General features: G+C 70.2%; 11 protein-coding genes. 2 read left to right on the top strand and 9 right to left on the bottom strand.

The features are described from left to right. Positions 1-15: 15 nt before the first annotated feature. Entirely contained in the window at positions 16-1446 is a 1431-nt protein-coding gene (locus FHW12_RS20415) for a delta-60 repeat domain-containing protein (protein WP_182532909.1), read from the top strand. A 247-nt stretch (positions 1447-1693) separates the two neighbouring features. Here the strand turns inward: FHW12_RS20415 and FHW12_RS20410 are convergent, their stop codons facing one another. Further along, the gene (locus tag FHW12_RS20410; protein WP_182532908.1) at positions 1694-1921 is read right to left on the bottom strand and encodes a glutaredoxin family protein; all 228 of its coding nucleotides are present in this window, start codon (positions 1919-1921) and stop codon (positions 1694-1696) included. 134 nt (positions 1922-2055) lie between these two features. On the opposite strand from FHW12_RS20410, the gene FHW12_RS20405 reads away from it, so the two are divergent. Then, positions 2056-3438, top strand: a complete 1383-nt coding sequence (locus tag FHW12_RS20405; RefSeq protein ID WP_182532907.1) for an L-serine ammonia-lyase — start codon at positions 2056-2058, stop codon at positions 3436-3438. A gap of 52 nt (positions 3439-3490) precedes the next feature. Here FHW12_RS20405 and FHW12_RS20400 read toward each other — a convergent pair whose 3' ends face one another. The 8 genes from FHW12_RS20400 to mrcB all read right to left on the bottom strand — a co-directional run bounded on the left by FHW12_RS20400 (position 3491) and on the right by mrcB (position 14805). Then, on the bottom strand, positions 3491-3646 hold the full coding sequence (locus tag FHW12_RS20400; RefSeq protein WP_182532906.1) for a hypothetical protein: 156 nt from the start codon (positions 3644-3646) through the stop codon (positions 3491-3493). Between the two features lie 76 nt (positions 3647-3722). Further along, complete coding sequence (locus tag FHW12_RS20395) at positions 3723-4400, bottom strand: endonuclease/exonuclease/phosphatase family protein (RefSeq protein ID WP_182532905.1); 678 nt, start codon at positions 4398-4400, stop codon at positions 3723-3725. After that, positions 4400-5068, bottom strand: coding sequence for a VTT domain-containing protein (locus FHW12_RS20390; RefSeq protein WP_182532904.1), 669 nt, complete (start codon positions 5066-5068; stop codon positions 4400-4402). The genes FHW12_RS20395 and FHW12_RS20390 overlap by 1 nt, the downstream gene beginning before the upstream one ends. 1 nt (position 5069) lies before the next feature. Continuing rightward, on the bottom strand, positions 5070-6665 hold the full coding sequence (locus FHW12_RS20385) for a phospholipase D family protein (protein ID WP_259393178.1): 1596 nt from the start codon (positions 6663-6665) through the stop codon (positions 5070-5072). Positions 6666-6764: 99 nt separating this feature from the next. After that, entirely contained in the window at positions 6765-9575 is a 2811-nt protein-coding gene (locus FHW12_RS20380) for a S8 family serine peptidase (protein ID WP_182532903.1), read from the bottom strand. Between the two features lie 303 nt (positions 9576-9878). Further along, a complete protein-coding gene (locus FHW12_RS20375; RefSeq protein WP_182532902.1) occupies positions 9879-11792 on the bottom strand; it encodes an ATP-dependent DNA helicase in 1914 nt (637 codons plus the stop codon). Positions 11793-11939: 147 nt separating this feature from the next. Further along, positions 11940-12455: a tetratricopeptide repeat protein gene (locus tag FHW12_RS20370; RefSeq protein WP_182532901.1), complete on the bottom strand. Its 516-nt coding sequence runs from the start codon at positions 12453-12455 to the stop codon at positions 11940-11942. Between the two features lie 61 nt (positions 12456-12516). Beyond that, on the bottom strand, positions 12517-14805 hold the full coding sequence (mrcB, locus tag FHW12_RS20365; protein WP_182532972.1) for a penicillin-binding protein 1B: 2289 nt from the start codon (positions 14803-14805) through the stop codon (positions 12517-12519). Positions 14806-14896: the final 91 nt, after the last annotated feature.

The following is a 14896-nucleotide window of genomic DNA, read 5'->3' as shown; positions in this document are numbered from 1 at the left end:
CCAGGGAGAACCAGCATGCAAGTCCACGCCAGGCGCAGGCTCTGCGCATCCTTCATCGCCGCGGCGATGGCGAGTTCCGCCGTCGCCGCCGAGGGCGACCTCGACACGACCTTCGGCGCCGGCGGTTTCCGCCTGTCCGGGATCCTCGACGGTTACGCCAGCCTCACCTCGGGCATGGCCGTGCAGCCGGACGGCAAGATCCTGCTGTGCGAGGGCGAGAGCACGAGCCCCACGAGTTACGACTTCTTCATCGCGCGCTTCACCGCCGACGGCGCGGTCGACACGAGCTTCAGCTTCGACGGCCACACGACGATCGATTTCGGCGGCAACAGCGACACCTGCAGCGGCATCGTCGTGCAGCCGGACGGCAAGATCGTCGTCGCCGGCACGACCACGCCGGACCAGAGCGCCAATTCGGACTTCGCGGTCGCACGCCTCAACAGCGACGGCACGCTCGACACCGCCGGTTTCGGCAACGGCACCGGCAAGACCGTCGTCGCGTTCGATCTCGGCGGCAACAACGCCGACGCCGCCACGGGCGTCGCGCTGCGCGCGGACGGCCGGATCGTCGTCGCCGGCTCGGCCGCGACCGCGTCGAACGGGCTCGATTTCGCGATCCTGCAGCTCAACACGGACGGTTCGCGCGACACCGGCTTCAACCTCACCGGCCGCGTCACGGTCGGCTTCGACCTCGCCGGCAGTTCGAACAAGAGCGATGCGGCGCAGCGGGTCCTGATCGACGCGAGCGGTCGCATCGTCGCCGCAGGCTTCGCCGACCATGGCCTGCCCGGCGGCCTCGACATGGCCGTGCTGCGCCTGCTGCCGAACGGCCAGCCCGACCCCGACTTCAATGCCGACGGGCGCGCCACGCTCGCGTTCGACCTCGGCGGCGCGAACGGCGGCAACACCGACCAGGCGGTCGGCATGATGATCGACCGGCAGGAACGCATCGTGCTGACCGGCGCGGCCGATTCGAGCACGACCTCGCACACCGATCCGAATACCGCGAACCTGGATGTCGCCGTCGCACGCCTGCTGCCCGACGGCTCCCCCGACGCGACGTTCGGCATCGGCGGCAAGACGGTCATTGCCTTCGACCTCGCGCCGAACGGCCCCGACTACGGCATCGCGGTGCACGAACAGGGCAATGGCCGCCTCTACGTCGCAGGCACCGCGATCGGCCTGCAGGCGCCGCCCGCGTACGAATACGCGACGCTCGTGCGCCTGTTGCCGGACGGCTCACCCGACACGAGCTTCGGCACGGTCGGCAAGCGCCTCTACGACTTCGAACAGAGCACGCCGTCGGGGCAGCTGTTCCACTCGATCGCGATGCAGGGATCGAAGATCGTGCTCGGCGGCGCGCTCAATTCGGTCGATATCACGCACATCGACTTCATCGTCGCGCGCATCACCGACGACCTCATCTTCGCGGACTCGTTCGAATAGCGCGGCGAAGCGGTCGCGCACAGGGTGCGCTCCTACGGGAATCCCGCGGCGTTGCCGTGGAACGCAGTGGCGTCGAGCGGCATCCCACGCCGTCCATGCGGAAATACCGCGACGTCCATGGCCGTTGTAGGAGCCCACCCTGTGGGCGACCGCAGCGTCGCGTCGCGCCCGCAGCCGCGGTAGCGCACAGGGCGCGCTCCCACGGGAATCCCGCGACGTGGTCGCCGCAGCGGCGGTGCCGCGGACATCAACCGCGCAGGAACGCCGCGAGCCTGTCGCCGTCGAACGGCCAATCGAGTTCGCGCCCGTCGCGTTCGTCGCGCAGCACGGGTACGCGCGCGCCGTAGCGCGCTTCGAGCGCGGCGTCTTCGTCGATCCATACGCTGGCGAATTCGGGTGCACGCGCCGCCGCGAGCAGCGCGAGCGCGTGGTCGCACAGGGCGCAATCGTCGCGCTGGTAGAGGACGAAATGCATGGCGGGTATCGCACCGTCGCGCCTGCGGCGACACGCCGCGCGCGCAGTGTAGCGGACGCGGCGCGGCGGCCGCCGCCTCGCGCTGCGCGGCGTCGGAGTACACTGCGCGTTTTCCATCGCCGCCCCCCATCGCCATGGCCGTCAGCGTCTTCGACCTCTTCAAGATCGGCATCGGGCCGTCGTCCTCGCACACGGTCGGGCCGATGCGCGCCGCCGCGCGCTTCGTCGAGCGCTGGCTCGTCGAAGGCGGCGACCTCGCGCGCACCGCGCGCGTGCGCGCGGAAGTGTTCGGCTCGCTCGCGCTGACCGGCCGCGGCCACGGCACCGACAAGGCCGTGCTCATGGGCCTGGAAGGCCACTGGCCGAACGAGATCGATCCCGACCTCATCCCGCCTGCGCTCGAGCGCATCCGCAAGACCAAGCGCATCCGCCTGCACGGCGCGCACGAGATCGCGTTCGACGAGAAGACCGATCTCATCATGAACAAGCGGCAGAAGCTGCCGTTCCACACCAACGGCATGCGCTTCGCCGCGTACGACGCCGACGGCGCCGTGATCGCGACGCGCGACTACTACTCGGTCGGCGGCGGTTTCGTCGTCAACCAGGACGAAGCCGCGGAAGACCGCATCGTCGCCGACGAGACGCCGCTGACCTACCCGTTCCATTCCGGCGACGAACTGCTGGCGCGCTGCACGGAAAGCGGACTCAGCATGAGCGAGCTCATGTACGCGAACGAGCTGGCGTGGCGCACGCGCGAGCAGATCGACGCCGGCCTCGACGAGATCTGGCGCGCGATGCAGGCCTGCGTCGCGCGCGGCATCCGCGAAGCGGGCACGTTGCCCGGCGGCCTGCACGTCGCGCGGCGCGCACCGGCGTTGCACGCGGAACTCTCGTCCAAACCCGAGGCGGCGATGCGCGACCCGCTGACCACGCTCGACTGGGTCAACCTGTATGCGCTCGCGGTCAACGAGGAGAACGCCGCCGGCGGCCGCGTCGTCACCGCACCGACCAATGGTGCGGCGGGCATCATCCCGGCCGTGCTGCACTACTACGACCGCTTCTGCCCCGGTGCGACGATCCAGGGCGTGCGCTGCTTCCTCATGACCGCAGCGGCGGTCGGCATCCTCTACAAGGAGAACGCGTCGATCTCCGGCGCCGAAGTCGGCTGCCAGGGCGAAGTCGGCGTCGCCTGCTCGATGGCCGCGGCCGGCCTCACCGCCGCGCTCGGCGGCACGCCGGGGCAGATCGAGAACGCGGCCGAAATCGGCATGGAACACAACCTCGGCCTCACTTGCGACCCGATCGGCGGCCTCGTGCAGATCCCGTGCATCGAGCGCAACGCGATGGGCTCGGTCAAGGCGATCAACGCCTCGCGCATGGCGATGCGCGGCGACGGCAAGCACAAGGTGAGCCTCGACAAGGTGATCAAGACCATGCGCGACACCGGTCGCGACATGCAGGACAAGTACAAGGAAACGAGCCGCGGCGGCCTCGCGGTGAACGTGATCGAGTGCTGAGCGCGTCGCACGCCGCCTAGCCGCAGGCGCGTACTACCTTGCGTCCGGCCTGCTACGCGGAATGGCGCTTGAAGTACTGCACCTCGCGCTCGTGCTTCTCCGCCGCCGCGCGCGTGCGGAACGTGCCGAGGTTGCGGCGCCGGCCCGTGCGCGGGTCGAGCTTGCGCGAATAGAGGCGGTATTCGCCGGATTTGAGCTTGCGGATCATCGCGAAACTCCATGGCATCGGGAGTGCCACGCTAGGCGCGCGAGGCTGAGCGGCGGCTGTCCGCACCGCCCCGCGTTCAGCCACGCTCGAGCGTCGCGACGAGCGGCAGGTGGTCCGAGGCGATGCTCGCGCTGCGGCTGCGGTGCGTGTGCACGTGCGAGACGCGCACGGCGGACGAGGCGAACATGCGATCGAGTCGTGCGATCGGGGCCGGCGACGGGAATGTCGGCGGCGCGGGCACGCGCGCGAGGCGGCGCTCGATCGGCGCGAGGCAGCCGTGCAGGCGCCATTCGTTGAAGTCGCCGAGCAGCACGATCGGCGCGTCGTCGTCGTCGAGCCACGCGTCGACGCGTTCGACCTGGCGGATGCGCTCGGCACGGCGCAGGCCGAGGTGCGTGGCGAGCACGCGCAACGGCCGGCCGTCCCAGTCGATGCGCGCGTCGATGAGGTTGCGCGGCTCGCGCCGCTCGAGTGCGAGGTCGCGCGCGTCGACCGAAACGATCGGCAGGCGGCACAGCAGCGCGTTGCCGAACACGCGGCCGCGCTTGAGGAACGTCGGCATCACGACGAGCGTCGCCTTCGCGGCGTCCTCGAGCTGCTTCGTGAGTTCATCGACGGTGCCGCGGCGCGGCGAGAACTCCTGCAACGCGACGACGTCGGCGTCGAGTTCCGCCAGCACGCGCGCGATGCGCGCGGGCAGGCAGCGGCCGTCGACCCCGACGGCTTCGTGCACGTTCCAGGTCGCGATGCGCATCAACGGCCGTCGTGCGCGCGGTGGCGCGCGCGCGCGAACCAGGCGAGCGCGACGATCACCACGACGACGCCGAACAACGACAGCCACGCGAGCGGATGGGGATCGCGCAATGCGGCCTCGGCGCGGTCGGCGAACGCCGCGTACAGGGCGATGCCCGGCGCCATGCCGAGCGCGGTGCCGGCGACGTAGTCGACGCGCCGCACGCGCAGCATGCCCGCAGCAAGGCTGACCACGCTGTAGGGAGCGACCGGCACGAGTCGCACCGTGGCGACCGCGAGCATGCCGTGCGCGAGGATGCGGTCGCGCAGGCGACGCCAGCGCGGATCGGCGAGCCGCGCGTGGAACCGCTCGGGCAGCGCGCGACCGATCTCGTGCAGCACGACCGCGCTGAGCAGCACGCCGACGAGCGCACATGGCGCACCGATCCGCGTACCGAGCACGACGATCGCGAGCGCGACGAGCAGGTTGACCGGGAACGCGACGAGGCCGCCGACGACGAACGCACCGAGCAGCACGGGGATCGCCCACGCCGATCCGCGCCAGGCCTGCGCCGTGTCGAACACGTCGGCGACCGTCGCGTCGGTGAAGCGCGGTGCGAGCTGCCACGCGGCGGCGGCCGCCGCGACGAGCGCGAGCGCGCCGGCGAACGCGAGCAGGCGCTTGCGCACGCTAGAGCAGCCCTTCGATCGGCAACAGGCGCAGCATGCGCAGCTTCGCGCGCTGCAAGCGTGACGCGCCGGGGTCGTGGTCGAACTCGACCGCCTTGCCGTCGTCCTGGCCGGTCCAGCGCAGGTGGCCGTGGTCGAGTTCGACGCGGTAGGCGTTGTCCGGCGCGGTCGCGTGCGCGAAGAACTGCTCGATCGCGTCGGCGAGGCCGGGACTGTCGACGATCACGCCCATCTCGGTGTTCAATGCGACCGAGCGCGGATCGAAGTTCATCGAGCCGACGAACACGCGGCGATGGTCGATCACCATCGTCTTCGCGTGCAGGCTCACGCCCGACGAGGTGCCGTAGGCGCGCTGGTCGGTGACGCCGCGCAATCCCTTGAGCTCGTACAGCTGGACGCCGCCCTTGAGCAGGGCTTCGCGATACTTCGCGTAGCCCGCGTGCACTTCGGGCTCGTCGGTCGCCGCGAGCGCGTTGGTGAGCACCTTCACCGAGGCACCGCGCGCGACGAGCCCGGTGAGCAGCGCGACGCCTTCGTCGCCGGGGATGAAGTACGGTGACACGAGCAACGCCTGCGATCGCGTCGCGTCGAGCACGCGCCGCAACGCGGGCGCGATGTGGCGCAGGCGGCGCTCGTCGACGCCGGGCGCGGGATCGACCTTGTCCGGATCGTCCGCGGCGAGGTGCGCCTCGCCCCAGAACCACGCGCCCTTGCGCTCGGCGCTCGGCCCGTTCGGCAGGTCCTCGGCGACGACGTCGGCGTAGTCGCTCTGCTTGAAGGCGCGCGCGTCGCGCAGCAGGCGATCGCGCAAGGTCGCCAGGTTCGCGTCGCTGACCTCGTTGTCGCTGTAGGCAGTCACCGGGAACGCCGCGTCGCTGTTCCAGTAGCGATCGAACATCGCGGCGACCTGCGGCACCACCGGGCCGATCGCGAGCACGTCGAGGTCGCGGAAATGCACGTCGTCGCCGGCGTCGAAGTACGCGTCGCCGATGTTGCGCCCGCCGACGATCGCCTGCATGCCGTCGACGATGAACGCCTTGTTGTGCATGCGCCGGTTCAGGCGTGGCCCTTCGAGCAGGAACTGGCCCGCCTTCGAGACGATCGAGCGCTGGCGGAAGCGGAACGGGTTGAACAGGCGCACCTCGACGTTCGGGTGCGCGTCGAGCGCGTCGAGCATGCGGTCTTCCTTCGAGATGTCGAGGTCGTCGAGCAGGATCCGCACGCGCACGCCGCGGTCCGCGGCCGCGAGCAGGCGCTGCGCGAGCAGGCGACCGGTCAAGTCGTTCTTGAAGATGTAGTACTGCAGGTCGATCGAATGGCGCGCGGCGTCGGCGAGCACGACGCGACTCATCAGCGCGTTCGCGTTGCCGAGCAGCGGACGGAACCCCGACTGCCCCGGATGCGCGGCGACTTCGCCGGCGATGTAGCGCGTCGACGCCGTGTCGGCGACGGCCGGCAGCGCGGTCGACGACGGCTTCTGAACGTCCGTGCGCAATGTCGCGCACGCGCCGAGCATCGCGGCGAACAGCGCGATACCGATACCCCGTAAGCACCCGGCCGGCGTCTCCATGGCGCGCATGATGGCATGCGCGCGCATGAGCGCTTTCTGAATGCGAGCGGCGAGCGCGCAACCCACCCGCTCAAAAAAAAGAGGCGGGGTTTCCCCCGCCTCCGAAGACAGCATGCGATGCCGCGACTACGGAATCGTGATCGCCGCACCCGAGTTGTCGTACCACCAGCGGTTGACCGTCATCGGGAAGCCGTTCGGCGAAGTCGTGGTCAGCTGCGCGTAGCCGAAGCAGACGCCCGCGGGACAATTGAACTTGAAGCCGAGGAACCCGTTGGTGACGCCGGCGCGCCAGGCCGAGGTGTTCGCGGTCGCGGTACCGGCCGTGAAGGTCGACGCCGGACCGATGGTCGCACCCGACGCGAGCACGGCGTACGTCGTACCGGAACTCACGACACCCGCTTCGTTGCTCGTGGCATTGTTCGGCCAGAAGAACGACAGGTTGCCGCTCGAAAGCCACGGGTCGAAGTTGAAGGCCGTGCCCGTGCAGTTCGTCGCACAGGTTGCATGCGAAATCCAGTTCACGTACAGGCCGTCGACCGTTGCCGGCACGGCGAGGTCGAGCTGACCGCTGTCGATGATGTTCGGATTGCCGACCGGTGCGGTGCCCGCGATCGCGACGTACATGTGCAGGTCCGGCGACTGGCCGCCGTTCTCGTGCAGCACGACTTCGGCGAACGCCGGGACCGTGATGTCCGAGGTCGTCGCACCGTGGATCGTCAGCGCCTGCGTCGCGGCCGTGTTGCCGGCAGCGAAGCTGAACGTGGTCGGGCTCACCGTGACGTCGAGTTCGGCCGGGTTGACCACCGAGGCGGTCCAGTTCGACGCGGTCGCCAGCGTGTTGCGGAACGTGCGCGTGAAGTCGCAACCGTTGTCGCACGCGAGGTTGCGCGCACTCGGGATGTTCAGCGTCTTCGGATCGCCCGACGTGGCCGGATTCGCGGCGAGGAAGTTCGCGTAGGTCTCGTTCATCACGAGGCCCGTCTTCGCCGCCTTGGTCAGGTCGATGCGGCCGCTGCCGACATCATCCGGATCCCACGGCGTGGTGAGGTCTTCCTTGTGGCCACCGGTGAACGCGGTGAGCATCAGCGCCGACTTCACTTCCTGGTTGGTCCAGGTCGGATGCGCGGCGCGCAGCAGCGCACCCGCGCCCGCGGTATGCGGCGAGGACATCGACGTGCCGCTGAGGTAGCCGTAGTTGCCCGATCCCGCATCGACGGCGGCGTAGATGTTCACGCCCGGACCGGTCACGTCCGGCTTGGTCACCGAGGTCAGCGCGCTCGGGCCGCGCAGGCTGAAGCCCGCGAGCACGTCGCCCTGCTTCACGCCCGGCGTGAAATCGGCCGTCGCATCAGGCGGCGTCACCGGTCCGTCGAAACCGTCGGCGAACACGGAGTCGCCCGCGAGGAATGCGACGATCGCCTGGCCTTCGGTCTGCAGGATGCTGTACGCCGGCAGCGAGGCGCCGCCGACGCTCATGTTGATCACGCCCGCCGCGTTGTTGTAGATCACCGCGACATCGGCACCGGCCGCGGCTGCATTGTTGATCTTTTCTTCGAACGTGCAGGTACCGCGCGAGATGAGCGCGATCTTGCCCGTGAAGAAGCCGGCCGGGAATCCGCCGTTCGCGGTACAGCCGAGCGGGTTCGCGGCGCTCGTGGCGATCGGCTTGTTGGTCGCCGCCGCACCGGTGTTCGGACCCGAACCCGGGTTCAGCGAGATATTCTGCAGCGCCGGCGGCACGGTGCCCGGCCCCGTGATCGTGAGCTCGCCGTCACGTGCGACGTTGCCGTCATGGGTCGACGCCGCGACCGTAGTCACCCACGCTCCGAGATGGTTCACCTGGCCGACCGGATCGGGCGTTTCGGCGCGCGTGTTGCCGGCCGAGGCCGCGACGAAGATGTCGGCGTTGACCGCATCGAGGAACAGACGGTCGGTGTCGTTCCAGGGATCCGAACCGCCCGAGATCGAGAAGTTGATCACGTCGACGCCGTCGGTGATCGCGTTCTCGATCGCCGCATCGATCGCGGCGCCGTCGCAGTTGTTGGTCGCGCAGACCTTGTACGTGCGCAGGCTCGCGCACGGCGCGACGCCCGACATCTGCGTGAACGGAGCGGGGATCACCGGCGGCGGCACCGCGCTGCTGGTCAGCGTGTTGCCCGCGGCGGTGCTCGCCGTGTGCACGCCGTGACCGTTTCCGGAATTCGCTTCCGGCGTCGTGCCCGTGCACAGGCCACCCGAGCTCGTGAGGCAGTCCGCGGTGCTGAGCAGCTTGTGGTTGGCTGCGCTGAAGCCGCAGGCCGCATCGTCGGCGAACGACGGATGCGCCGCGAACGAGCCGGTGTCGATGACGCCGACGACCACGCCCTGGCCGCGCGTGCCGACGCCGCCCGGCACGTTGGTGCCGTTCCAGATCGTGTCGGCGCCGATGAATTCCGGCCCGCGGAACGTCGTCGTGCGGTACTCGCCGGCCGCCTTCACGCTCTTCACGCCCGGCAGGCTCTTCACCTTGATCGCTTCGGCGAGGCTCAGCTCCGACGCGATGCCGTTCATGGTGACCGCGTAGCTGTGCGGCACGCTGATCGTGCGGCCGATCGCCGCGTTGATCGCATCGACGTGCGCGTTGCGCTGCGCCGAGAGGTAGTCGAGGTAGGCGACCGACGCGGAGGACTTCGCGTCGACCTTGCGCTTGCTGCCGTCCTGAGCCGTCGGGGCGAGGCCGTTGACGCCGCCCGCGTAGTGCATCAAGCCTTCTTCGGCGAAGCGGATGATGTAGACCTTGCGCTCAGCGAGCGTCTGGCGGTCCTGCGCGCTGTTCGCGACCTTGTCGACGACAAGCCCTGCCGCGAACGCGGTATGTGCCGGCAATGCGACCACGCCGCCGACGAGGGCGACGCTGACCGCGGAAGCGAGCGTCTTGAGACGAAGCGAATTCCCCATGTGTGCTCTCCGGATTTCGTACATGACTACAAAAGCGACCATCGCGACCGACCGCATCGCAATGCGATTCGCTAAGGAACCTTCGACTGGATCGCCACCCCTTTTCCACTCCCTTCGGGCCATCACGGCCGTAGGGTGTCTGTCCCGGCAGCGGAGACTCCAACGCCAGAGACTACATCGACTTTCGTGGAAAGGATTTGTGCGGCGCAGCGAATGCGGATGGCGCATTGCTTGCATCCGCGCGTGGATCGGCGCCGCCGTGCGGAAGGCACGAAAATCGCATGGAAACGAGCGCGCGCGCGCTCAGTCGGCGGCGCCGAAGAACCGCCGCACGTCGCCCGGATCGCTGCTGCGCGGCAACGGCGGCAGGCTGGCGAGGAACAGGCGGCCGTAGCCGCGCGTGGTGAGGCGTGGATCGCACAGCATCAGCACGCCGCGGTCGTGCACGTCGCGGATCAGCCGCCCGGCTCCCTGGCGCAACGCGATGACCGCGTTCGGCACCTGCCAGTCGGCGAACGGATTGCCGCCGGCCTCGCGCAGCGCATCGAGACGCGCGACGAGCACGGGATCGTCGGGCGCCGCGAACGGCAGCTTGTCGATGACGACGAGGCTGAGCGCGTCGCCGGCGACGTCGACGCCTTCCCAGAAGCTCGCCGCGCCGAGCAGGACGCCGTTGCCCGAGGCGCGGAACGCCTCGAGCAACAGGTTGCGCGGCGCGCTGCCCTGCACGAACAGCGGGAACGGCACGCGCGGCGGCAGCAGCTCGGCCGCGCGCCGCAGCGCGCGATGCGAGGTGAACAGCAGGAAGGCACGCCCGTTCGATGCTTCCAGCACCGGCACCGCGGCGTCGACGACGCGCTCGACGTAGTCGTCGGCGGCCGGGTCCGGCAAGCCCTTCGGCAGGTACGCGAGCGCCTGCCGCGCGTAGTCGAACGGACTGTCCACGCGCAGTTCGACCGGATCGTACAGGCCGACCTGGCGCGCGAAATGCGTGAAGCGGCCACCCACCGCGAGCGTCGCCGAGGTGAAGATCCACGCCGCGTGGCTCTGCGCGCGCAGCTCGCGCAGCGGGCCGGCGATGTCGAGCGGGGTCGCGTGGAATGCGAAGCCGTGCGCGCTCAGTTCGTACCAGTGCACCGCATCGCGCGCGCCGCTGTCGGTGAGATGGGCGAGGCGCGCGGTCTGCTCGGCCGCGCGTTCGGCCACGCTCGCGAGTCCGCGGCTGCGCGCCGAATGCTTGTCGAGCGCTTCGGCGAGCGCACCGAGCGCGCCGGCGAGTTCGGCGAGCTCGTGCTCGACGTCGGCATCGCGCTCGATCTGCGTGAACGCGCCCTTCGCCGGGAAACGGTCGAGTGCGAGGCGCAGGCGCTTGATCGCCGCAGCCAGCGGCTCGAGCACGGGTTGCAGCACCGCGAAGGCGCCGCTCACGTTCGCGCACTCGGCTTGCACGTCACCGACGAGTTCGGTCAGCTGGCGCGCCGACAGCGTGACCGAAAAGAACTGGCCGGCGAGTTCGGGGATCTGGTGCGCCTCGTCGAGCACGAACGCGTGCGCACCGGGCAGGATTTCACCGAAGCCTTCCTGCTTGATCGCGAGGTCGGCGAACAGCAGATGATGGTTGACGACGACGAGGTCGGCTTCCTGCGCGGCGCGGCGCGCCTTCACGACGAAGCAGTCGTTGAACATCGGACAGTCGGCGCCGAGGCAAGTCTCGGTGGTCGACGTCACGCGCGGCCACAGCGGCGAATCCTCGGCGATCTCGGCGAGTTCGGCGCGGTCGCCCGCGAGCGTGCGGCGCGACCACGCATGGATCGCCTGCAACTGAGCGGCCTGCTCGCGACTCGCGAAGCGGCCTTCCTTGTGCGCCTGATCGAGGCGGTGCAGGCAGAGGTAATTCGCGCGCCCCTTCAGCAGCGCCGCCGACAGGCGCGCGCCGAGCACCGCACGCACACGAGGCAGGTCGCGATGGAATAGTTGGTCCTGCAGCGCCTTCGTGCCGGTCGAGACGATCACGCGCTTGCCCGACATCAGCGCGGGCACGAGATAGGCGTAGGTCTTGCCGGTGCCGGTGCCTGCCTCGGCGACGAGCATCTGCCGCTCGGCGATCGCTTCCTCGACTGCGGCCGCCATCGTCTGCTGCGCCTCGCGCGGCGCGAAGCCGGGTACTTCGCGCGCGAACGGCCCTTCCGGGCCGAGCAGTTCGGCGGCGCTCAACATGCAGGCGCGCTCGCGATCGGCCGCGCCGCACGGGTGCGCGCGCGCGCCCACGCGCGCGTCGTCGACGCGCGAGGCGCGCTTGGAAAACGACGCGGCGAGCGCTTCAGACCGACCCCCAATCCCGATCCGCGGAAGGCCGTCGCGCGATCACATGCGCAGCAACGGCTTGATGCGGCATTCCTGCAGGCGCTGGCGCGCCGCGGCGACGGTCGGGCCGTCGTTGAGCGCGGTGCGTGCCTCGACCACGGTCTGCCAATTGCGCGCGCACAGACTGCCGGACTTCGGACCGAGCGAGTGGCTCTTCAAGGCGAGGCGCTCGGCTTCGTTCCACTGCGCGCGCGCGACGTCGATCTCGGCCCGGTACTGCAGCAGGTCCGGTGCATCCGGCGCGAGCTTGAGCGCGTCGTCGGCCGCACTCGCGGCGGCGGCGTAGTCCTGGCGCGTCTCCGCTTCGCGCGCGCGCTTCATGAAGCCGTCGATCGCCGCATCACGCAGCGGTTGCACCTGCACCGCGGAATCGAGCCCGTCGCCGGCGGCGCGGATCGCCTTCACGGCGGCGGCGGTGTCGACCGGCGGCGGCGGTGGCGGTGGTGGCGGGCCCGGTTGGGCGCAGGCGGCGAGGACGAGGGCGAGCGTGGCGGGAACGAGGCAATGCGATTTCATGCGATCGGGACCGGGCGTGCCGGTCGGTACCAAGGAGACCGCCTATTCTCGCACGCCCGCCTTAACCGCCGCTGCCGAAGAAGTTGCGCAACTGGTCCATCGGGCAATGTTCTTCCTCGGTCGGCGCGTAGCCGGTCGCGAACGGCAGCTCGCGCGCCCCCGCGCACGCGGAGTCCGTGCGCTTGCCCGACGCCGGCGCGATGTACGCGCGTTCGATGCCGTCCTGCGGCACCACGAGCGGCACGCTCGGCAGGCGCTTCATGAGCTCGATCCAGACACGCAGGCCGCCGGTCGCGCCGAACAGGCCGGTCGGCTTGTTGTCGTCGCGACCGACCCACGCGACCGCTAGCGTGTCGCCGGTGAAGCCGGCGAACCACGAATCGCGCTGCGTGTCGCTGGTGCCGGTCTTGCCCGCCGCGTGCAGCCAGCCGAGGCCGGCGTCGCTGATCGCGTGCGCGGTGCCGCCGATGGCGACCTGCTGCATCGCGTACGTGACGAGGCGCGTCGCGGTCGTGTAGTCGCCGCCGCCCGGCTTGACCTCGTAGCGCGACAGCGGTCGTCCCTTCGCGTCGAGCACGCCGCGCACCGCGCGCAGCGGCAATGCATGGCCGTCCGCGGCGAGGTACTGGTACAGGCGCGCGACGTCGAACGGACTGAGGTCGATCGCGCCGAGCAGCATCGACGGGTTCGGGTTGATCGCGCGGCCGAGGCGGAACGAATCGAGGAAGCCGCGCACGCGATCGATGCCGATGCGCTGGCCGAGGTTGATCGTCGCGAGGTTCCAGCTCTGCATCAGCGCGTCGACGAGCAATACCTGGCCGTGGCTCTGGTGGTCGTCGTTCTCCGGCCGCCAGCGGCCGCCACCGGGCTGCGGCAGGTCGATCGGGCCGTCGTCGAGCAGGGTCGCGAGCGAGTAGCGCTGCGGCTGCGCGAGCGCGACGAGGTTGACGAAGGGCTTGACCAGCGAACCGATCGGGCGCAGCGCGTCGAGCGCGCGGTTGAAGCCGGGTTCGTCGACGTCGCGACTGCCGATCACCGCCTGCACTTCGCCGTCGTGCGCGCCGGTGACGACGAGCGCCGCTTCGACCGCGTCGCCGCGCTTGCCGAGGCTCGCGAGCGCCTTGTCGATCGCATCCTCGCCGAGCGACTGCACCGACGGCGCGAGCGTGGTGTGGATCGACAGGCCCGCGCTGTTGAGCTCGGCGTTGGGAAAGCCTTCGCGAATCTGCCGGCGCACGAGCTCGAGGAACGCGGGATAGCGGTCGCGCGGCAAGGTCGCGTTCGCGGCGGTGCCGATCGGCTGCCTGCTCGCCGCGGCGAACGCGGCGTCGTCGAGCAGGCCGGTGTCGCGGAACACGCCGAGCACGACGTTGCGCCGGCCGAGCGCGCGCTCCGGGTTGCGGCGCGGGTCGTACAGGCTCGGCCCCTGCACCATGCCGACGAGCAGCGCGATGTCGGCGGCGCCGAGCGAACGCAGGTCGCGGCCGAAATAGAACTCGCTCGCGGCGGCGAAGCCGTGCACCGCCTGCGCGCCCTGCTGGCCGAGGAACACCTCGTTGACGTACGCCTCGAGGATGCGCTTCTTGTCGTAGCGCGCCTCGATGAGCAGCGACAGCAATGCCTCGTTGAACTTGCGCGAGAACGTCTGGCCGCGATCGAGGAACAGGTTCTTGACCAGCTGCTGGGTCAGGGTCGAACCGCCCTGCACGACGTGCCCGGCGACGAGGTTGGTCCAGGCCGCGCGCACGATCGCGCCGACATTGATGCCGTGATGATGCTTGAACTCGCGGTCCTCGACCGCCTGCAGCCCGGACAGCAGCAGCGGCGGGATCTCGCCGAGCGCGACGTAGCGGCGGTCCTCCTGCTGCGCGCCGTAGAGCGTGGCGATGCGCGCGGGGTCGAGCCGCACGCGCTCGAGCGCGGCACCGTTGTCGGCGTCGGCAAGCCCGGCGACGCGACCATTGGCGAGGGTCAGCGCGATGCGCTTCTCGCGCTCGCGGCCGTCGAGGTAGATGAAGGCGCGTCGCGCGATCGTCCAGCGCGCGCCGTCGCGATGGAACGTGCCGGGCACCTGCGCCTGCGCGTCCTCGTCGTATCGCGCGGCGGCGAGCTCGGCGCCGAGCATGTCCGCGTTCATCGGCAGGTCGGGCGCGAGCAGCAGCGGCCGTGCGTAGACGCGGCTCGGCAAGTCCCACGACAGGTCGTCGAAGCGGCTGCGCACCTCGCTGTCGAGGTAGCACGCGTACGGAACGAGGAAGCCGATCGCGAAACCGCAGCCGACCAGGAACGGGATGCGCAGCACGCGCCAGGTCACGCGCAGGACGTCGAGCGAACGGGACAGGAAGGACAAGCGCGGTTCCGGTGGGGCATGCCGAGGGCGGCGCGAGTGTAGCGGCAGGCGGCCGTGCCGGTCGAACGCGAAGGGCCGCGGGCGCGGCGCG

It is taken from the genome of Dokdonella fugitiva (assembly GCF_014138265.1).
GTDB classification, from domain to species: Bacteria; Pseudomonadota; Gammaproteobacteria; order Xanthomonadales; family Rhodanobacteraceae; genus Dokdonella_A; species Dokdonella_A fugitiva_A.
The sequence above is the reverse complement of the archived record's forward strand: the minus strand, read 5'-3'. Positions and strand labels throughout refer to the sequence as shown.

Excerpts from the sequence above, each read along its gene's own strand:
- FHW12_RS20415 (WP_182532909.1), top strand. The coding sequence starts at position 16 with ATGCAAGTCCACGCCAGGCGCAGGCTCTGCGCATCCTTCATCGCCGCG.
- FHW12_RS20410 (WP_182532908.1), bottom strand. The coding sequence starts at position 1,921 with ATGCATTTCGTCCTCTACCAGCGCGACGATTGCGCCCTGTGCGACCAC.
- FHW12_RS20405 (WP_182532907.1), top strand. The coding sequence starts at position 2,056 with ATGGCCGTCAGCGTCTTCGACCTCTTCAAGATCGGCATCGGGCCGTCG.
- FHW12_RS20400 (WP_182532906.1), bottom strand. The coding sequence starts at position 3,646 with ATGATCCGCAAGCTCAAATCCGGCGAATACCGCCTCTATTCGCGCAAG.
- FHW12_RS20395 (WP_182532905.1), bottom strand. The coding sequence starts at position 4,400 with ATGCGCATCGCGACCTGGAACGTGCACGAAGCCGTCGGGGTCGACGGC.
- FHW12_RS20385 (WP_259393178.1), bottom strand. The coding sequence starts at position 6,665 with ATGCGCGCGCATGCCATCATGCGCGCCATGGAGACGCCGGCCGGGTGC.
- FHW12_RS20380 (WP_182532903.1), bottom strand. The coding sequence starts at position 9,575 with ATGGGGAATTCGCTTCGTCTCAAGACGCTCGCTTCCGCGGTCAGCGTC.
- FHW12_RS20375 (WP_182532902.1), bottom strand. The coding sequence starts at position 11,792 with ATGTTGAGCGCCGCCGAACTGCTCGGCCCGGAAGGGCCGTTCGCGCGC.
- FHW12_RS20370 (WP_182532901.1), bottom strand. The coding sequence starts at position 12,455 with ATGAAATCGCATTGCCTCGTTCCCGCCACGCTCGCCCTCGTCCTCGCC.